At 32.6% G+C, this 16,231-nt stretch carries 13 protein-coding genes and 1 tRNA gene; 12 read left to right on the forward strand and 2 right to left on the reverse strand.

The window, feature by feature from the left end:
* Window positions 1-7: 7 nt before the first annotated feature.
* From hprK to whiA, 9 genes are all read left to right on the forward strand, one after another.
* Window positions 8-946 carry an HPr(Ser) kinase/phosphatase gene (gene hprK, locus C7N44_RS06305; protein ID WP_105957068.1) on the forward strand — a complete coding sequence of 313 codons (939 nt, stop codon included), beginning with the start codon at window positions 8-10 and terminating at the stop codon, window positions 944-946.
* Between the two features lie 7 nt (window positions 947-953).
* A complete protein-coding gene (gene lgt / locus C7N44_RS06310) occupies window positions 954-1,799 on the forward strand; it encodes a prolipoprotein diacylglyceryl transferase (protein WP_105957069.1) in 846 nt (281 codons plus the stop codon).
* A 24-nt stretch (window positions 1,800-1,823) separates the two neighbouring features.
* On the forward strand, window positions 1,824-2,840 hold the full coding sequence (locus C7N44_RS06315) for an NAD(P)H-dependent glycerol-3-phosphate dehydrogenase (RefSeq protein WP_105957070.1): 1,017 nt from the start codon (window positions 1,824-1,826) through the stop codon (window positions 2,838-2,840).
* Between the two features lie 18 nt (window positions 2,841-2,858).
* Window positions 2,859-3,734, forward strand: coding sequence for a UTP--glucose-1-phosphate uridylyltransferase GalU (gene galU, locus C7N44_RS06320; RefSeq protein WP_105957071.1), 876 nt, complete (start codon window positions 2,859-2,861; stop codon window positions 3,732-3,734).
* Between the two features lie 85 nt (window positions 3,735-3,819).
* Window positions 3,820-4,743, forward strand: coding sequence for a thioredoxin-disulfide reductase (gene trxB / locus C7N44_RS06325; protein ID WP_105957072.1), 924 nt, complete (start codon window positions 3,820-3,822; stop codon window positions 4,741-4,743).
* A gap of 169 nt (window positions 4,744-4,912) precedes the next feature.
* Entirely contained in the window at window positions 4,913-6,922 is a 2,010-nt protein-coding gene (gene uvrB, locus C7N44_RS06330; protein ID WP_105957216.1) for an excinuclease ABC subunit UvrB, read from the forward strand.
* Between the two features lie 15 nt (window positions 6,923-6,937).
* Window positions 6,938-9,793, forward strand: coding sequence for an excinuclease ABC subunit UvrA (gene uvrA, locus C7N44_RS06335; RefSeq protein ID WP_105957073.1), 2,856 nt, complete (start codon window positions 6,938-6,940; stop codon window positions 9,791-9,793).
* 119 nt (window positions 9,794-9,912) lie between these two features.
* Window positions 9,913-10,908, forward strand: coding sequence for a gluconeogenesis factor YvcK family protein (locus tag C7N44_RS06340; protein ID WP_105957074.1), 996 nt, complete (start codon window positions 9,913-9,915; stop codon window positions 10,906-10,908).
* Window positions 10,909-10,913: 5 nt separating this feature from the next.
* Window positions 10,914-11,864: a DNA-binding protein WhiA gene (gene whiA, locus C7N44_RS06345; protein WP_105957075.1), complete on the forward strand. Its 951-nt coding sequence runs from the start codon at window positions 10,914-10,916 to the stop codon at window positions 11,862-11,864.
* 50 nt (window positions 11,865-11,914) lie between these two features.
* Here the strand turns inward: whiA and clpP are convergent, their stop codons facing one another.
* Window positions 11,915-12,508 (reverse strand): ATP-dependent Clp endopeptidase proteolytic subunit ClpP, encoded by a 594-nt coding sequence (gene clpP / locus C7N44_RS06350; protein ID WP_105957076.1) that lies wholly within the window; start codon window positions 12,506-12,508, stop codon window positions 11,915-11,917.
* Between the two features lie 95 nt (window positions 12,509-12,603).
* Window positions 12,604-12,675: transfer RNA gene (locus tag C7N44_RS06355), tRNA-Arg, on the reverse strand.
* Window positions 12,676-12,920: 245 nt separating this feature from the next.
* Here C7N44_RS06355 and gap point away from each other — a divergent pair.
* From gap to tpiA, 3 genes are all read left to right on the forward strand, one after another.
* Entirely contained in the window at window positions 12,921-13,931 is a 1,011-nt protein-coding gene (gene gap, locus C7N44_RS06360; protein ID WP_105957077.1) for a type I glyceraldehyde-3-phosphate dehydrogenase, read from the forward strand.
* Between the two features lie 158 nt (window positions 13,932-14,089).
* The gene (locus tag C7N44_RS06365; RefSeq protein WP_105957078.1) at window positions 14,090-15,304 is read left to right on the forward strand and encodes a phosphoglycerate kinase; all 1,215 of its coding nucleotides are present in this window, start codon (window positions 14,090-14,092) and stop codon (window positions 15,302-15,304) included.
* Between the two features lie 155 nt (window positions 15,305-15,459).
* The gene (tpiA, locus tag C7N44_RS06370; RefSeq protein ID WP_105957079.1) at window positions 15,460-16,209 is read left to right on the forward strand and encodes a triose-phosphate isomerase; all 750 of its coding nucleotides are present in this window, start codon (window positions 15,460-15,462) and stop codon (window positions 16,207-16,209) included.
* Window positions 16,210-16,231 lie beyond the last annotated feature (22 nt).

A 16,231-nucleotide genomic window follows, 5' to 3' on the forward strand; every position in this document is an offset into this window, starting at 1 on the left:
TAAACTTATGACCTATAATGTTAGTGTCGCTGACTTGGTTGAAAATACACATCTAGATATTTTTTATGGTAAGGATTATTTAGATAGACCTATTACTACTAGTGATATTTCCAGACCTGGTTTAGAGTTAACTGGATATTTTAATTATTATCCAGCTAAAAGAATTCAATTGCTAGGTATTACTGAAACTTCATACGCAAAAGGTATGAATAGTGCTGATCTTTATAAAGTTATGAAGGAAATGTGTCATCCAGAGACACCGGCCTTTGTAATTTCTACGCAACTAGACCCTCCAGATGAATTAATTAGAGCTGCTAAAAATAAGCATATTCCTATCTTAGGATCGAAACTAACAACTTCTAGAGTTCTAAGTAATATGACTAATTATTTAGAGAGTAATTTGGCAGAAAGAAAATCTATGCACGGAGTTTTAGTTGATGTTTATGGATTAGGAGTTTTAATGACTGGTGATTCAGGAGTTGGTAAAAGTGAAACCGCTTTGGAATTAGTTAAACGTGGACACCGTTTAATAGCTGATGATCGAGTAGAAGTATACCAACAAGATGAACAAACATTAGTTGGACAAGCTCCAAGAATTTTGCGTCATTTATTGGAAATTCGTGGAATTGGAATTATTGACGTGATGAATTTATTTGGTGCTGGAGCTGTACGTTCCAAAACTAAAGTAGATTTGATTGTTCATTTGGAAAATTGGTCAGATAATAAAGACTATGATCGTTTAGGTAATTCTGGTGAGACTAGACGAATTTTTGATGTTGATGTTGAAAGAATTAATATTCCAGTTAAAACAGGTCGTAATTTAGCTATTATCGTTGAAGCTGCTGCTATGAACTTTAGAGCTAGAACAATGGGGTATGATGCAACTAAAGTATTCAATGATAATTTAAACAGTTTAATTAAAGAAAATTCAAAAACTAATAATTAATTAAATATTGAATGGAGGAGATCTTATTTCGTTATCTTTAAATCCGATTGCATTTAATTTGGGATCAATTCAAGTCCATTGGTATGGAATCTTCATTGCTAGTGCAGTTATGATTGCAGTATATCTTTCTGTTAAAGAAGGTTCTAAACGTGGAATTATTGCAGATAATATTTATGACATGATTTTATGGGCATTACCTATTGCGATTATTTGTGCTCGTATTTATTATGTTGCATTCCAATGGCCATATTATAGTCAACATTTAGATGAAATTATTAAAGTTTGGGATGGTGGAATAGCCATTTATGGAGCCTTAATCGGTGCTGGTATAGTTGTATTTTATTATTGTCGCAGTAAGTTTATACCAGTGTGGTTAATGTTAGATATAATTGCCCCGACGGTAATAATGGGACAAGGTATTGGTAGATGGGGCAACTTTATGAACCAAGAAGCATTTGGTAAAATTACAAGTCTATCTTTCTTGCAACATTTACATTTACCATCATTTATAATCAATCAGATGTTTATTCAGGGGGCATATCGTCAACCAACATTTTTATATGAATCTATTTGGGATATCTTTGGTTTCATATTATTAATGAACTTAAGACATATTAACAATTTCTTTAAACGTGGCGAAGTATTTTTAGGTTATGTAGTTTGGTATTCATTTGGTAGATTTTTTGTTGAAGGAATGCGTACTGATAGCTTGATGGCTTTTGGTGACATTAGAGTTTCACAATTATTATCAATTATTTTATTTTTAGGTTCTATAGGTATTATTATTTTTCGTAGAAAGAAAAATAAAGATTTACCATACTATCTTGACGGTAGATCAATTATCAATAAGTAATATAAATTACAAGGAGATTTTATAATGGTAGAAAAAGTTGCAGTTTTAGGTGCAGGATCATGGGGTAGTATGTTAGCTAACATCTTATCTGAAAATGAAAACGAAGTTCGTTTATGGTCTTATAAGCCAGCTCAAGTTGAAGAATTAAATAATAAACATACTAATACTAAGTATATTGAGAATTTTACATATTCTAAGGATTTAGTAGCTTATTCAGATATGAAAGAGGCTATTAAAGGAGTTGACGATATTTTATTTGTTGTTCCAGCTCAAGTTACTAGGTCAATTGCCCAAAAGGTAAATAACATTTTGGCAGAATTGAATATGAAAGTAAATATTATTCATGGAAGTAAGGGAATTGAACAAAAAACATACAAACGGATGTCTGAAGTACTTTCTGAAGAAATCGATCCTAAATACCGTAAATCCATTTCTGTAATATCTGGTCCTAGTCAAGCTGAGTCAGTAGCCAAACACGATATTACTTTGGTTACAACTGCCTCAGAAAATATTAAAGATGCTGAGCATGTACAATCATTATTTATTAATGACTATTTCAGAGTTTACACTAATGATGATATTATAGGTGTTGAAATTGGTGCAGCATTGAAGAACATTATTGCATTAGGAGCAGGAGCTCTTTATAGTTTAGGATATGGTGATAATACCAAAGCAGCTTTAATGACTCGTGGTTTAGCTGAAATTTCTAGATTAGGGACTTCATTTGGAGCTAATCCGCTTACTTTTACTGGATTGTCTGGTGTTGGGGACTTAATTGTTACTGCAACAAGTAGTGATTCAAGAAACTGGCGTGCTGGATATCAATTAGGCCAAGGAAAATCATTAGATGAAGTTATTGAGCATATGGGAATGGTAATTGAAGGAATTGCAACCACTAAAGCAGCTTATGAATTAGCTAAACAACGTGGTATTGATATGCCAATTACATCAGCCATTTATCATGTAATAAATGATGAATTAACGGTTAAAGATGCAATTAATAACTTAATGCATCGTGAAGGTCGAGCAGAACTAGACTAAATTTAAGGAGAATCTTTTATGAAAAAAATTAGAAAAGCAATTATCCCAGCTGCAGGTTTGGGAACTAGATTTTTACCAGAAACTAAAGCAATGCCTAAGGAAATGCTTCCAGTAGTTGATAAGCCTGCAATTCAATTAATTGTTGAAGAAGCGGTTGCTTCTGGAATTACTGATATTTTAATTATTATTGGAAAAGGCAAACGTGCAATTGAAGACCATTTTGATTCTAATACTGAATTAGAATTAAATCTTGAAAAGAAAAATAAAATGAAAATGTTGGAAGCTGTTAGGAAAACTAATGGTTTAAATATCTATTTTAAGCGTCAAGAACATCCTAATGGTTTAGGTGATGCTGTTCATACTGCTAAGAGCTTTGTTGGAAATGATCCATTTGTTATTATGCTAGGGGATGATTTAATGCAGGACAAAACTCCTCTAACTAAGCAGCTAATTGAAAGTTATGAAAAAACTAATTCTTCTACACTAGCTGTCATGAAAGTTCCACATGAAGACACTTCTAAATATGGAGTTATTAATCCTGCTAAGGAAGTACAAAATGGATTATATGATGTTACTAGTTTTGTTGAAAAACCTAATCCAGAAGATGCTCCTAGTGATTTAGCTATTATTGGTCGTTATTTATTAACACCAGAAATATTTGAAATACTAGAAAATACTAAACCAGGTAAGGGAAATGAAATTCAATTAACTGATGCTATTGATACTTTGAATAAGAATGGAAAGGTGTATGCCCATGAATTCAAAGGGGCTCGTTATGATACTGGTAATAAGTTTGGCTGGTTGCAAACTAATATTGAATTTGGCTTACAGCATCCAGAAGTATCAGATCAATTGAAACAATATATTAAAGATTTAGCTAAAAAATTAGATTAATAATAATTTGTGTGCAAAATAATAGACAAACTTACTATTTGATAGTAAAGTAATGGTTATTGAAATTTAGAGAGGAGCTGAAACTATGGAAAAATATGATGTAGTCGTAATTGGTGCAGGCCCTGGTGGAATGACTGCAGCTTTATATGCTTCTCGTGCCAATTTATCTGTTTTGATGATTGATCGAGGCATTTATGGTGGCCAGATGAATAATACTGCTGAAATCGAAAATTATCCTGGCTTTAAATCAATTTTAGGCCCCGATTTGGCTAAGAAAATGTATGAAGGTTCAATTAATTTTGGTGCAAAATACGCATATGGAACTGTTGAATCTATTGAAAAATCAGGTAAGAATAAGGTTGTTAATACTGACCAAGGTAGTTATGAGACAGGTTCTGTAATTATTGGAACAGGTTCTCAATATCGCAAATTGGGTGTTCCCGGTGAAGATGAATATGGTGGTAAGGGTGTCTCTTACTGTGCCGTATGTGATGGGGCTTTCTTTAAAAATAGAGAAGTTGTTGTAATTGGTGGTGGAGATTCAGCTATTTCTGAGGCATTATATCTCGCTGGAATTACTTCAAAGGTTACTGTTATTCATCGTCGCGATCAATTAAGAGCGCAAAAGGTTCTTCAAGATCGTGCTTTTGCAAACGATAAAATTACCTTTATTTGGAATACTAATGTAACTGAAATCATTGGTGACAATATGAAAGTTACTGGTGTTAAGACATTGAACAATCAGACTAATGAAACTGATGTTGTTGACGCTAATGGAGTTTTTATCTATGTTGGAAATAATCCAATGACTGAACCTTTTGATAATTTACAAATTACTGATGATAAAGGTTGGATTAAAACTAATGAACGTATGGAAACTTCATTACCTGGGATTTTTGCAATTGGAGATGTTCGTTCAAAAGAATTAAGACAGGTTGCAACTGCTGTTGGTGATGGTGGAATTGCTGGTCAAAATGCTTTTGAATATGTATCATCATTAGAAAAATAATCGATAAAAAGGAATGCTTAAATAGCATTCCTTTTTATTATCTTGGCGGATACGTATTAATTTTAGAATGTATGTTCGTGTGTTAAAATATATACAAAATTATAGAGATGTTTAAGGGCTTATAATTTAAGCTCTTATTTTAATGAGAAAGTGAGGGCTTTTATTGCAAATTAAACGAGAAAAAAATAATCATTTTGATTTAGTTTCTAAATATAAGCCAACTGGAGATCAACCAGAGGCAATCAAAAAATTAACTGATGGTATTGAAAACGGTCAAAAATCGCAAATCTTATTAGGTGCTACTGGTACCGGTAAAACATTTACGATTTCAAATGTTATCAAAAATGTAAATAAGCCTACGTTAATTTTGTCTCACAATAAAACCTTGGCTGGTCAATTATATGGTGAATTCAAGGAATTTTTTCCAAACAATGCAGTTGAATATTTTGTTAGTTATTATGATTATTATCAACCGGAAGCTTATGTACCTTCAAGTGACACTTATATCGAAAAAGACTCTTCTGTAAATGACGAAATTGATAAGCTACGGCATGCTGCTACTAATGCACTCCTAACTAGAAATGATGTTATTATTGTGGCTTCAGTATCATCTATTTTTGGTTTAGGGAGTCCAGAAGAATACTATAAACATACTGTATCTTTACATGTAGGACAACAAATAGAACGTGATGATGTTTTACGTCAACTTGTGGATATTCAATTTGATCGTAATGATATTGATTTTCAACGTGGTCGCTTTAGAGTTCATGGTGATGTGGTAGATATTTTTCCAGCTTCTGGTGATAAACATGCACTTAGAGTTGAATTTTTTGGCGATGAAATTGATTCAATTAGAGAAATCGACACATTGACAGGTGAATTTTTAGGAAAAAAGGATAATATTATTATTTTCCCTGCGACTCACTTTTTAACTGATGATCAAAATTTGGATCGTGCTTTAGCTAACATTAGGAAAGAAATGGATGAGCAAGTTGCTAAATTCAAAAGTGAAGGTAAACTTGTTGAAGCACAACGCCTTAAGCAAAGGACTACTTATGATGTAGAAATGATGGCTGAAATGGGATATACCAACGGTATTGAAAATTACTCTAGACATATGGACCATCGTAAACCAGGAGAACCACCATATACATTACTTGATTTCTTCCCGGATGATTATTTATTAGTTGTTGATGAGTCACACCAAACTTTGCCCCAAATTGGTGGTATGTATAAGGGTGACAAGGCTAGAAAAGAGCAACTTATTAAGTATGGTTTTAGATTGCCTAGTGCTTTAGATAATCGTCCTTTGAAGATGCCTGAGTTTAAGAAACATATTAACCAAGCGGTTTACATGTCGGCTACGCCTGGTCCTCGTGAACTTGAAATGACTGATAAAAAGAATATTGTTCAACAAATTATTCGTCCAACTGGTCTTTTAGATCCTACAGTTGAAGTTCGCCCAATTATGGGACAAATGGATAATTTGGTTGGTGAAATAAATAAGAGAATCGATAAAGATGAGAGAACATTTGTTACCACTTTAACCAAAAAGATGGCAGAAGATTTAACTGACTATCTTAAAGACTTAGGAATTAAAGTAGCATATTTACATTCGGATGTTAAAACGCTTGAGCGAACTAAAATTATACGTGATTTAAGGTTAGGTAAATATGATGTTTTAGTTGGGATTAATCTTTTAAGAGAGGGAATTGATGTTCCAGAAGTTTCTTTAGTTGCAATTTTAGATGCTGATAAAGAAGGCTTCCTAAGAAATGAACGTTCATTGATTCAAACAATTGGCCGTGCAGCTAGGAATGAAAACGGTGCTGTTATTATGTATGCCGATACAGTAACTGATTCAATGAAAAAGGCAATGGATGAAACTGCTAGAAGAAGAAAAATTCAAAAAGGATACAATAAAGAGCATGGGATTACACCGCATACCATAAAAAAACCAGTTCGTGATCTTATTAAGTATGACAACAACGATGATGACGAACCAAAAGAAAGCCATTCATTTGTTGAATCTGATTTTCAAAAGATGACCAAAAAAGAGCAACAATCAATGCTTGAAACTTTAAATAAAGAAATGAGGCATGCTGCAACAAAATTAGACTTTGAACAAGCTGCCTCGATTCGTGATACAGTTATGGAACTTAAAAGCCAAATGAAATAATTAAGGAGTGATTTCTTGTCAAACGACAAAATTATTATTAAGGGTGCTCGTGCCCATAATCTAAAAAATATTAATGTTTCAATCCCTAAAAATAAATTAACAGTAATGACAGGACTATCTGGATCTGGTAAAAGTTCTTTGGCTTTTGATACTTTATATGCTGAAGGCCAGCGTCGTTATGTTGAAAGCTTATCTTCATATGCCAGACAATTTTTAGGTCAAATGGATAAACCAGATGTAGATTCAATCGAAGGATTAAGCCCAGCAATTGCGATTGATCAAAAAACGACTTCTCATAATCCTCGTTCTACTGTAGGAACCGTCACTGAAATTAATGATTATTTTAGATTATTATGGGCTCGTGTTGGAAATCCAATTTGTCCTAATGATGGGACTAAGATTACTCGTCAATCAATTGACCAAATGATTGATGAAATCATGGCATTACCAGAACGTACGAAATTGCAGATTCTTTCACCAGTAGTTCGTGAGGAACGAGGTCAACATAAAAAGACTTTTGAAAAGATTCAAAGAGAAGGCTTTGTTCGTTTTCGTGTTGATGGTGAAGTTCACGAATTAGGTGATGGAGTGGAATTGGATAAAAACAAACGACATAATATTGATATTGTGATTGATCGAATTATTGTAAAAGATGGTATTAAGTCAAGATTGTCTGATTCTTTAGAAACTGCTTTAAGATTGAGTGGTGGATATGCAGTTGCTGATTTAATGGGGCATGGTGAAAATCTAATCTTTTCAGAGCATTATGCATGTCCTTTGTGTGGTTTTACCATTAGCGAATTAGAACCACGTTTATTTTCATTTAATTCTCCAATTGGCGCCTGTCTAGATTGTGATGGATTAGGGATGAAGCTAGAAGTAGATGATAGTCTAGTTATTCCTGATCAAAATAAAACTTTAAATGAAGGGGCGATTGAGCCATGGAATCCAATCAGTTCTAAATTTTACCCAAGTTTGTTAGAACAAGCTTGTCATGCTTTTAAAATTAATATGGATACTCCTTTCAAAAAGTTACCTAAGAAACAACGTGATATTGTTTTAAATGGATCTAAAGGTAAAGAATTTCATTTTCATTTTGATAGTAACTTTGGTGGCGTACGTGATACGGATGCACCATTTGAAGGGGTTCTAAATAATATTGATCGTCGTTATCATAGTACTAATAGTGATTTTACTCGTGAACAAATGAGAAAATACATGACAGAATTAACGTGTCAAACTTGTCATGGTCTTCGATTAAATCGTGAAGCACTAAGTGTCAAAATTAATGGGGAAAATATTAGTGAAATTACTAATTTAGATATTAATAAAGAACTAGAATTCTTTAAAAAATTAACCTTTGGTGAAAAAGATACCGTAATTGCAAAACCAATCTTAAAAGAAATTATTGATCGTTTGTCTTTCTTAAAGAATGTTGGGATAGATTATCTAACATTGTCTAGAAATGCAGGAACTTTATCTGGTGGGGAATCACAAAGAATTCGTTTAGCTACTCAGATTGGTTCTAACTTATCAGGTGTTTTATATGTGTTAGATGAACCATCCATTGGATTGCATCAACGCGATAATGATCGATTAATTAGTTCATTGAAATCAATGCGTGATTTAGGGAATACTTTAGTAGTGGTCGAACATGGTGAAGACACTATGGAAGCTGCTGATTATATTGTAGACATTGGTCCAGGTGCTGGTGCTAATGGTGGTAACGTAATGGGTGTTGGAACTCCTAAAGAAATTGCTGATAATGATAATTCCTTAACAGGTCAATATTTATCTGGGAAGAAGTTTATTCCGGTACCGTTGAAACGACGTAAAGGTAACAAAAAACATATTAAGGTTAAGGGTGCAGCTGAGAACAATTTAAAGAATGTCGATGTTGATATCCCATTAGGTGAATTTAATGTTGTTACTGGAGTTTCTGGTTCTGGTAAATCAACATTGATTAATCGTGTTTTAAAACGAGCCTTGGCACAAAAACTCAATAATAATTCAGAAAAACCTGGTAAGTATAAGTCTATTTCTGGTTATAAGAATATTGATAAGTTAATTAACATTGATCAAAGTCCGATTGGAAGAACTCCACGTAGTAACCCGGCTACTTATACAGGTGTTTTTGATGATATCCGTGAATTATTCGCTGAAACTAATGAGGCTAAGTTAAGAGGGTATCAAAAAGGACGTTTTAGTTTTAACGTTAAAGGAGGCCGTTGTGAAACTTGTCATGGAGATGGGATTCTAAAAATTGAAATGAATTTCTTACCTGATGTTTATGTGCCTTGTGAAGTATGTCATGGTAAACGTTATAATAATGAAACACTTGAAGTTGAATATAAGGGTAAAAATATTGCGGATGTTTTAAATATGACTGTTAAAGAAGCTTTATCATTCTTTGAAGCAATGCCTAAAATTACAAGAAAACTTAAAACAATTGACGAGGTTGGGTTAGGTTATGTTAAGTTGGGACAATCTGCCACTACATTATCTGGTGGTGAGGCTCAAAGAATGAAATTAGCAGCTGAATTATACAAAAAATCTGCTGGCAATAATTTATATATTTTAGATGAACCGACAATTGGATTACACACCGATGATATTAAACGTTTATTGGTTGTTTTACATGAATTGGTGGATCAAGGTAATACGATTTTAATTATTGAACATAACTTGGATGTTATTAAGACTGCTGATAACATAATTGACTTGGGTCCAGAAGGTGGTGAAGGTGGCGGTAATATTATCGCTACTGGAACGCCTGAAGAGATCATTAAACAAAATGATAGTTATACAGGCCAATATTTGTCTCCAATTTTGAAGCGTGATACTAAAAGAACTAAAATGAATAATAAATAAGAAAGAGTTTTTGACTCTTTTTTATTTTGTTTATAAATGACACGCCCGGGTATGTGTGTTAAAATATCATGAGTTATTATATTGAACGAATAAAATGTTAAAGAAAGGCGGTAAAATTAATGATTAATGATTTAAATGACCGTCCTAGAATTGTAGTTATTGGTGGTGGAACCGGACTACCAGTTATATTAAAAAGTTTAAAAGAAAAGAATGTTGATATTACAGCAATTGTTACAGTTGCTGATGATGGTGGTTCATCTGGAAAAATTCGTAATTATATGGATGTGGTTCCGCCGGGTGATATTCGAAATGTTTTGGTTTCTTTGTCAGAATTGCCGAAGTTAGAATTGGATTTATTCCAGTATCGTTTTAATAACGGGGATGAATTTTTATCTGGGCATTCAATTGGAAATTTAATTATTGCGGCTTTATCAGAAATGAAAGATGGAGTTGATAATGCAGTTGAATTAATTAGTAAGATGATGAAAGTGAGGGGACATGTTTATCCATCCTCTAGCCAAAATTTACAGCTATGTGCTGAATTTGATGATGGAACCAAAATGACTGGTGAATATGAAATTACTTATGCTGATAAGAATATAAAACGTGTTTGGATTGAAAATGTTGAGGATAATGAACAACCTAAAACTAATCAAAAAGTAATTGATGCAATTATGAATGCTGACCAAATTGTTTTGGGGCCAGGTAGTTTATTTACTAGCATTTTGCCTAATTTAATGATTAAAAATTTAGGGGATGCGGTTATCAATTCACCTGCTGAAGTAGTTTATATATGTAATATCATGACACAAAAAGGTGAAACTGATCATTTTACAGATGCTGACCATGTACAAGTTTTAAATCATCATTTGGGATGCAATTTTATTGATATTGCTTTGGTTAATAATACAGTAATTCCTGATAACTATATTGATAAATTAAAATGGAATGAAATATCTAAACAAGTTTTTCATAATGAAGCTGGTCTTAAAAGACAGCATTGTAGAGTAATTCAAGATAACTTTTTAAAATTATCTGATCATTGTGCTTTTCATAATGGAAAACTAGTATCTGATAAATTAGTTGAATTAATAAACAAAAAAGGATTGGAGTAATTAATATGTCATATGCAAGTGAAGTAAAAAAAGAGTTAACCACTCTAGAAGTTCATAAAAAAAATGCTAAGGCTGAATTAATGGCTTTAATTCGAATGAATGGTTCAATTTCTTTATCTTCGAACCAAGTTTTATTAAATATTCAAACTGAGAATCCAGCAATTGCTCGCAGAATTTATAGCTTGATTTTGAAATTTTATGATGTAGAGAGTAAATTGGTTGTTCGTAAAAAGATGAAATTAAATAAAAACAATATTTATATCGTAAGAATTATGTATCAAGTTAGAGAAATTCTTGATGATTTAAAAATATTTGATAACTATCAAATTGTTGAAACTGTTCCAACTGAATTATTAAATAGTGATTCTCAAGTTAGATCATATTTAAGAGGGGCTTTCTTAGCTGGTGGTTCTGTTAACAATCCAGAAACTTCTCGTTACCACTTAGAGATATATTCATTATACGAAGAACATAATGATATGATTTCTGAAATGATGAATAATTATGGGCTTAATTCCAGAACTACTGAACGTAGAAGCGGTTATATAACTTATTTAAAGGAAGCCGAAAAGATTGCTAATTTTCTACAATTAATTGGTGCTACCAATGCAATGCTAAAATTTGAGGATGTAAGAATTATGCGGGATATGCGTAATTCTGTGAATCGTTTAGTCAATTGTGAAAATGCTAATATGAATAAGGTTGCTAATGCATCGACAAAACAATTATCAAGTATTCAATATATAGCTAATACAGTTGGATTAAAGCAATTACCAAAAAAACTTTATGACGTGGCGATTACCAGAATAAAAAAACCAGAAGTTAGTTTAAAAGAATTAAGTGATTCATTGCCTTCTGGTGGGATTTCAAAATCAGGGATTAACCATCGTTTGAGAAAAATAAATGAATTTGCTGATAGGATTAAGAAGGAAGCTGAGGAGGCTGCTGAAACATAAAAAAGCATTTGGAATAATTCCAAATGCTTTTTTATTATATACAGATTGTATTATTTCTTTTCAGAGCTATTTTTCATGATTGCATCAATTAAACCATAATCAACTGATTCTTGAGCACTTAAGTAGTGATCACGTTCAGTATCATGATTAATTTTCTCAATTGATTGACCAGAATTTTTAGCTAAAATCTCATTAATCATATGACGGGTTTTTAAAATTGATTCAGCAGCAATTTCAATTTCAGTTTGTTGACCTTGGGCACCACCAGATGGTTGGTGAATTAATACTTCTGAATGTGGTAATGCAAAACGCTTACCCTTAGTACCAGAAGAAGCTAAGACACTGGCCATTGATGCAGCCATACCCATTACAATAGTTTGAACATCCGCTTTGATAAACTTCATAGTATCATAAATTGCCATTCCGGCAGTTACGACACCACCAGGAGAATTTATATATAAGTAGATATCTTTATCGGAATCTTGGGCGTCAAGAAATAATAATTGAGCAATTACTGTATTTGCCATATTATCTTCAATTGGACCTGATAGCATGATAATGCGATCTTTTAATAATCTTGAGTAAATGTCATATGCACGTTCACCATTAGATGATTGTTCAATGACTGTTGGGACTAAATTCATATTGTTTCCTCCCCATAAATTCATTTCTTTTTAAAAAGCTGTAATTAATTCTATATTATTGGTCAATCAAGGTCAAACGATTTGTTTGAAACTAATGCACTTGAAGGGAATCGAACCCTTAACTTAAGAACCGGAATCTTACGTGCTATCCATTACACTACAAGTGCATAAAATTACTATAAATGAATAAGCTATAAAATTCAAGATAACTATTAATTTGCAAAGTAAAAATACGATTGATATACTAAATTTGTAGAGATTAATGCTATTTTATTTCTAAATAATTATTATAAATTAATAATGAAAATTATTTTAAATTAGTTAGCCAGTTTTATAGACTATCACTGGAAAAAGTAGTAACATTAGCTCTGTACGTAGTACTTAAATTTATTTCTCTAGGAGGAAAACAGTTATGACTGTAAAAATTGGTATTAACGGTTTTGGTCGTATTGGTCGTTTGGCTTTCAAACGTATCAACGAACTAAACTCAGATGAAATTGAAGTTGCTGCTATCAATGATTTAACAACTCCTTCAATGTTAGCTTACTTATTAAAATATGATTCAACACATGGTAAATTCCCTGGTGAAGTTTCATCAACTGATAAAGGAATTGTTGTTGACGGTAAGGAAATCCCAGTTTACGCTGAAAAGAATGCCGCTGACCTTCCATGGGTTAAGAATGATGGTGTTGACTTTGTACTAGAATGTACAGGTTTCTACACTTCAGAAGAAAAATCACAAGCTCACTTGGATGCTGGTGCAAAACGTGTCTTGATTTCAGCTCCTGCTGGTCAAATTAAGACTGTTGTTCCTGGTGTTAACTTGGATACATTAAACTCAGATGACAAGATTGTTTCAGCTGGTTCATGTACTACAAGTTGTTTAGCACCTATGGCTTACTTCTTAAACAAAGACTTTGGTCTTAAAGCTGGTACTATGACAACTATTCATGCCTTTACTTCTACTCAAGCTATCTTAGATGGCCCTCGTGGTAAGAAGTTCAGAAACAACCGTACTGCTTCAGTAAACACTATTCCTCACTCAAGTGGTGCTGCTAAAGCTATTGGCTTAGTAATTCCTGAATTAAATGGTCATTTGCAAGGTCACGCACAACGTGTTGGTGTTGTTGATGGTTCATTAACAGAATTAGTTTCTGTATTAGACAAGAATGTTACTGCTGATGAAATCAATGAATCAATGAAGAAATATGCTAAAGACAATGATGCCTTCGGTTACACTGAAGATCCAATTGTTTCAACTGATATTATTGATGATTCTCATGGTTCAGTATTTGATACAGGTCAAACTGAAATCACAGCAAATGGTGACACTCAATTAGTTAAGACTGTTGCTTGGTACGATAACGAATGGGGCTTTACTTGCAACATGGTTCGTACTTTACTACACTTTGCTGAACTTTAATATTAAATTAATGCTTTTATAGCAAACAAAGGTGGAGGAGGCATTTGCCTCCTCCATTTTTTATAAAATATTTTTCATTATTCTTTAAAAAAGAAGTGAAATGAATTATATTTAATATGTGATTTATAATAACAATTCTTTTGAGGAGGTCGTCTAAATTGGCTAAGACTATTGTTTCTGATTTAGATTTAAATGGCAAAAAAGTTTTAATGCGTGTTGACTTCAACGTTCCTGTTAAAGATGGCGTTGTTGGTGATACTAGTCGTATTGTTGGTGCCATTCCAACAATTAAATATGTAATTGAACATGGTGGTAAAGCTGTACTATTTTCTCACTTAGGTCGTATTAAGAGTGAAGATGATAAAAAAGCCTTATCATTACGTCCAGTAGCTGAAAAGCTATCTGAATTAATTAATAAACCTGTAACTTTTGTTCCTGAAACAGAAGGTAAAAAATTAGAAGATACAGTTAACAATATGAATAATGGTGATATTGTCCTAGTACAAAATACTCGTTATGAAGATGTTGTTGATGGTGAAAATGTCAAACGTGAATCCAAAAATGATCCTAAATTAGGTCAATATTGGGCTTCATTAGGTGATTGTTTCGTAAATGATGCATTTGGTACCGCTCATCGTGAACATGCCTCAAATGTTGGTATTGCTCGTGCAATGGAAGCTAATAACAAGCCAGTTGCTGCTGGATTCTTGATTGAAAAAGAAATTAAGTTTATCGGTGGGGCTGTTAATAATCCTAAACGTCCATTTGTTGCCATTCTTGGTGGTGCAAAAGTTTCTGATAAGATTGGAGTTATTGATAACTTATTAGGCAAGGCTGATAAAATTATTATCGGTGGTGGAATGACTTACACATTCTATGCTGCTAAAGGTTACTCAATTGGTAATTCACTTGTTGAAAAAGACAAGATTGATACTGCTAAGGAAATCTTGAAAAAGGGTGGCGACAAAATCGTCCTACCTATTGATTCTGTAATTGCTCCTGAATTCAAGAATGATGCACCTACTGAAGTTGTTACTGACAATATTCCTGATGGCCAAATGGCTTTAGATATTGGCCCTAAGAGTATTAAGTTGTTTGAAGATGTACTAAGAGATGCTAAAACAGTAGTTTGGAATGGACCTATGGGTGTATTCGAAATGAGTAACTTTGCTAAGGGTACTTTAGCTATTGGTAAATTCTTAGGTGAATTAAAAGATGCTACTACTGTTGTTGGTGGTGGTGATTCAACTGCCGCTGTTAACCAATTAGGCGTTGCTGATAAATTATCACACGTTTCAACTGGTGGTGGAGCTTCACTAGAATATATGGAAGGTAAAACCTTACCAGGTATTGCTGCAATTACTGACAAGTAATGATATATTAAATTTAAAGAGTTCGATACTGTTATTATCGAACTCTTTTTTTTATTTATGATAAAATTAAATTACTTAATTTATTTTACCTGAGTGGTATCATTGATTATAAAGATTAATATTTAATTTTATTAAATATTTAGGAGGAAATAATAATGAGGACTCCTTTTATAGTTGGTAATTGGAAAATGAATTTAACTCTTGAAGAGGCTAATGATTTTTTAGACCAAATTACTAATAAATTACCTGATACTAATAAAGTTGAGTGTGCAATTGCAGCATCACCAATATTTTTAGAATCTTTGACTAAGTATTGTAAAAACAGTCCTTTAAAATCAGCTGCTGAAAATTGTTTTTATAAAGATAAAGGCGCTTATACTGGCGAAGTTAGTCCATATTCTTTATCTGATATGGGAATTAATTATGTTATGCTTGGCCATTCTGAAAGGCGTAAGTATTTTAATGAAACTAATAAGATAGTAAACAAAAAAGTTAAAGCTGTATTAAAAAACAATATGATTCCAATTATTTGTTGCGATGAAACTATGACTAAACAAAAAACTGATAATCATATGGATTGGGTGGTAAATCCGGTTGCAGAATCCTTAAATGGTGTTTCATCTAAGAATGCACAAAAAATAGTGATTGGATATGAACCTAGTTGGGCAATTGGAACTGGTAAATCTGCTAGTGTTTCTGAGACACAAGAGGCTTGTTGCTTAATTAGAAAAACAATTGCTGAACTGTATGATGAAGAAGTGGCAAATCAAGTTAGAATATTATATGGTGGTAGTGTTAATGATAAAAATGTCAAAGAATTAATGAAACAAAAAGATGTTGATGGTGTTTTAGCAGGAACTGCTAGTTTAAAACCGAAGGAATTTTTAGAAATTATAAATTATTAAAAATAATTCGCTTTTTATAAGG

Origin of the sequence: Apilactobacillus quenuiae (genome assembly GCF_002994005.1) — a bacterium.
In the GTDB taxonomy this organism is placed as follows: Bacteria; Bacillota; Bacilli; order Lactobacillales; family Lactobacillaceae; genus Apilactobacillus; species Apilactobacillus quenuiae.

Bases quoted from the DNA above. Each gene is read 5' to 3' on its own strand.
- clpP (WP_105957076.1), bottom strand. From the start codon at position 12,508: ATGAATTTAGTCCCAACAGTCATTGAACAATCATCTAATGGTGAACGT.
- hprK (WP_105957068.1), top strand. From the start codon at position 8: ATGACCTATAATGTTAGTGTCGCTGACTTGGTTGAAAATACACATCTA.
- whiA (WP_105957075.1), top strand. From the start codon at position 10,914: ATGTCATATGCAAGTGAAGTAAAAAAAGAGTTAACCACTCTAGAAGTT.
- trxB (WP_105957072.1), top strand. From the start codon at position 3,820: ATGGAAAAATATGATGTAGTCGTAATTGGTGCAGGCCCTGGTGGAATG.
- gap (WP_105957077.1), top strand. From the start codon at position 12,921: ATGACTGTAAAAATTGGTATTAACGGTTTTGGTCGTATTGGTCGTTTG.
- galU (WP_105957071.1), top strand. From the start codon at position 2,859: ATGAAAAAAATTAGAAAAGCAATTATCCCAGCTGCAGGTTTGGGAACT.
- C7N44_RS06340 (WP_105957074.1), top strand. From the start codon at position 9,913: ATGATTAATGATTTAAATGACCGTCCTAGAATTGTAGTTATTGGTGGT.
- C7N44_RS06315 (WP_105957070.1), top strand. From the start codon at position 1,824: ATGGTAGAAAAAGTTGCAGTTTTAGGTGCAGGATCATGGGGTAGTATG.
- tpiA (WP_105957079.1), top strand. From the start codon at position 15,460: ATGAGGACTCCTTTTATAGTTGGTAATTGGAAAATGAATTTAACTCTT.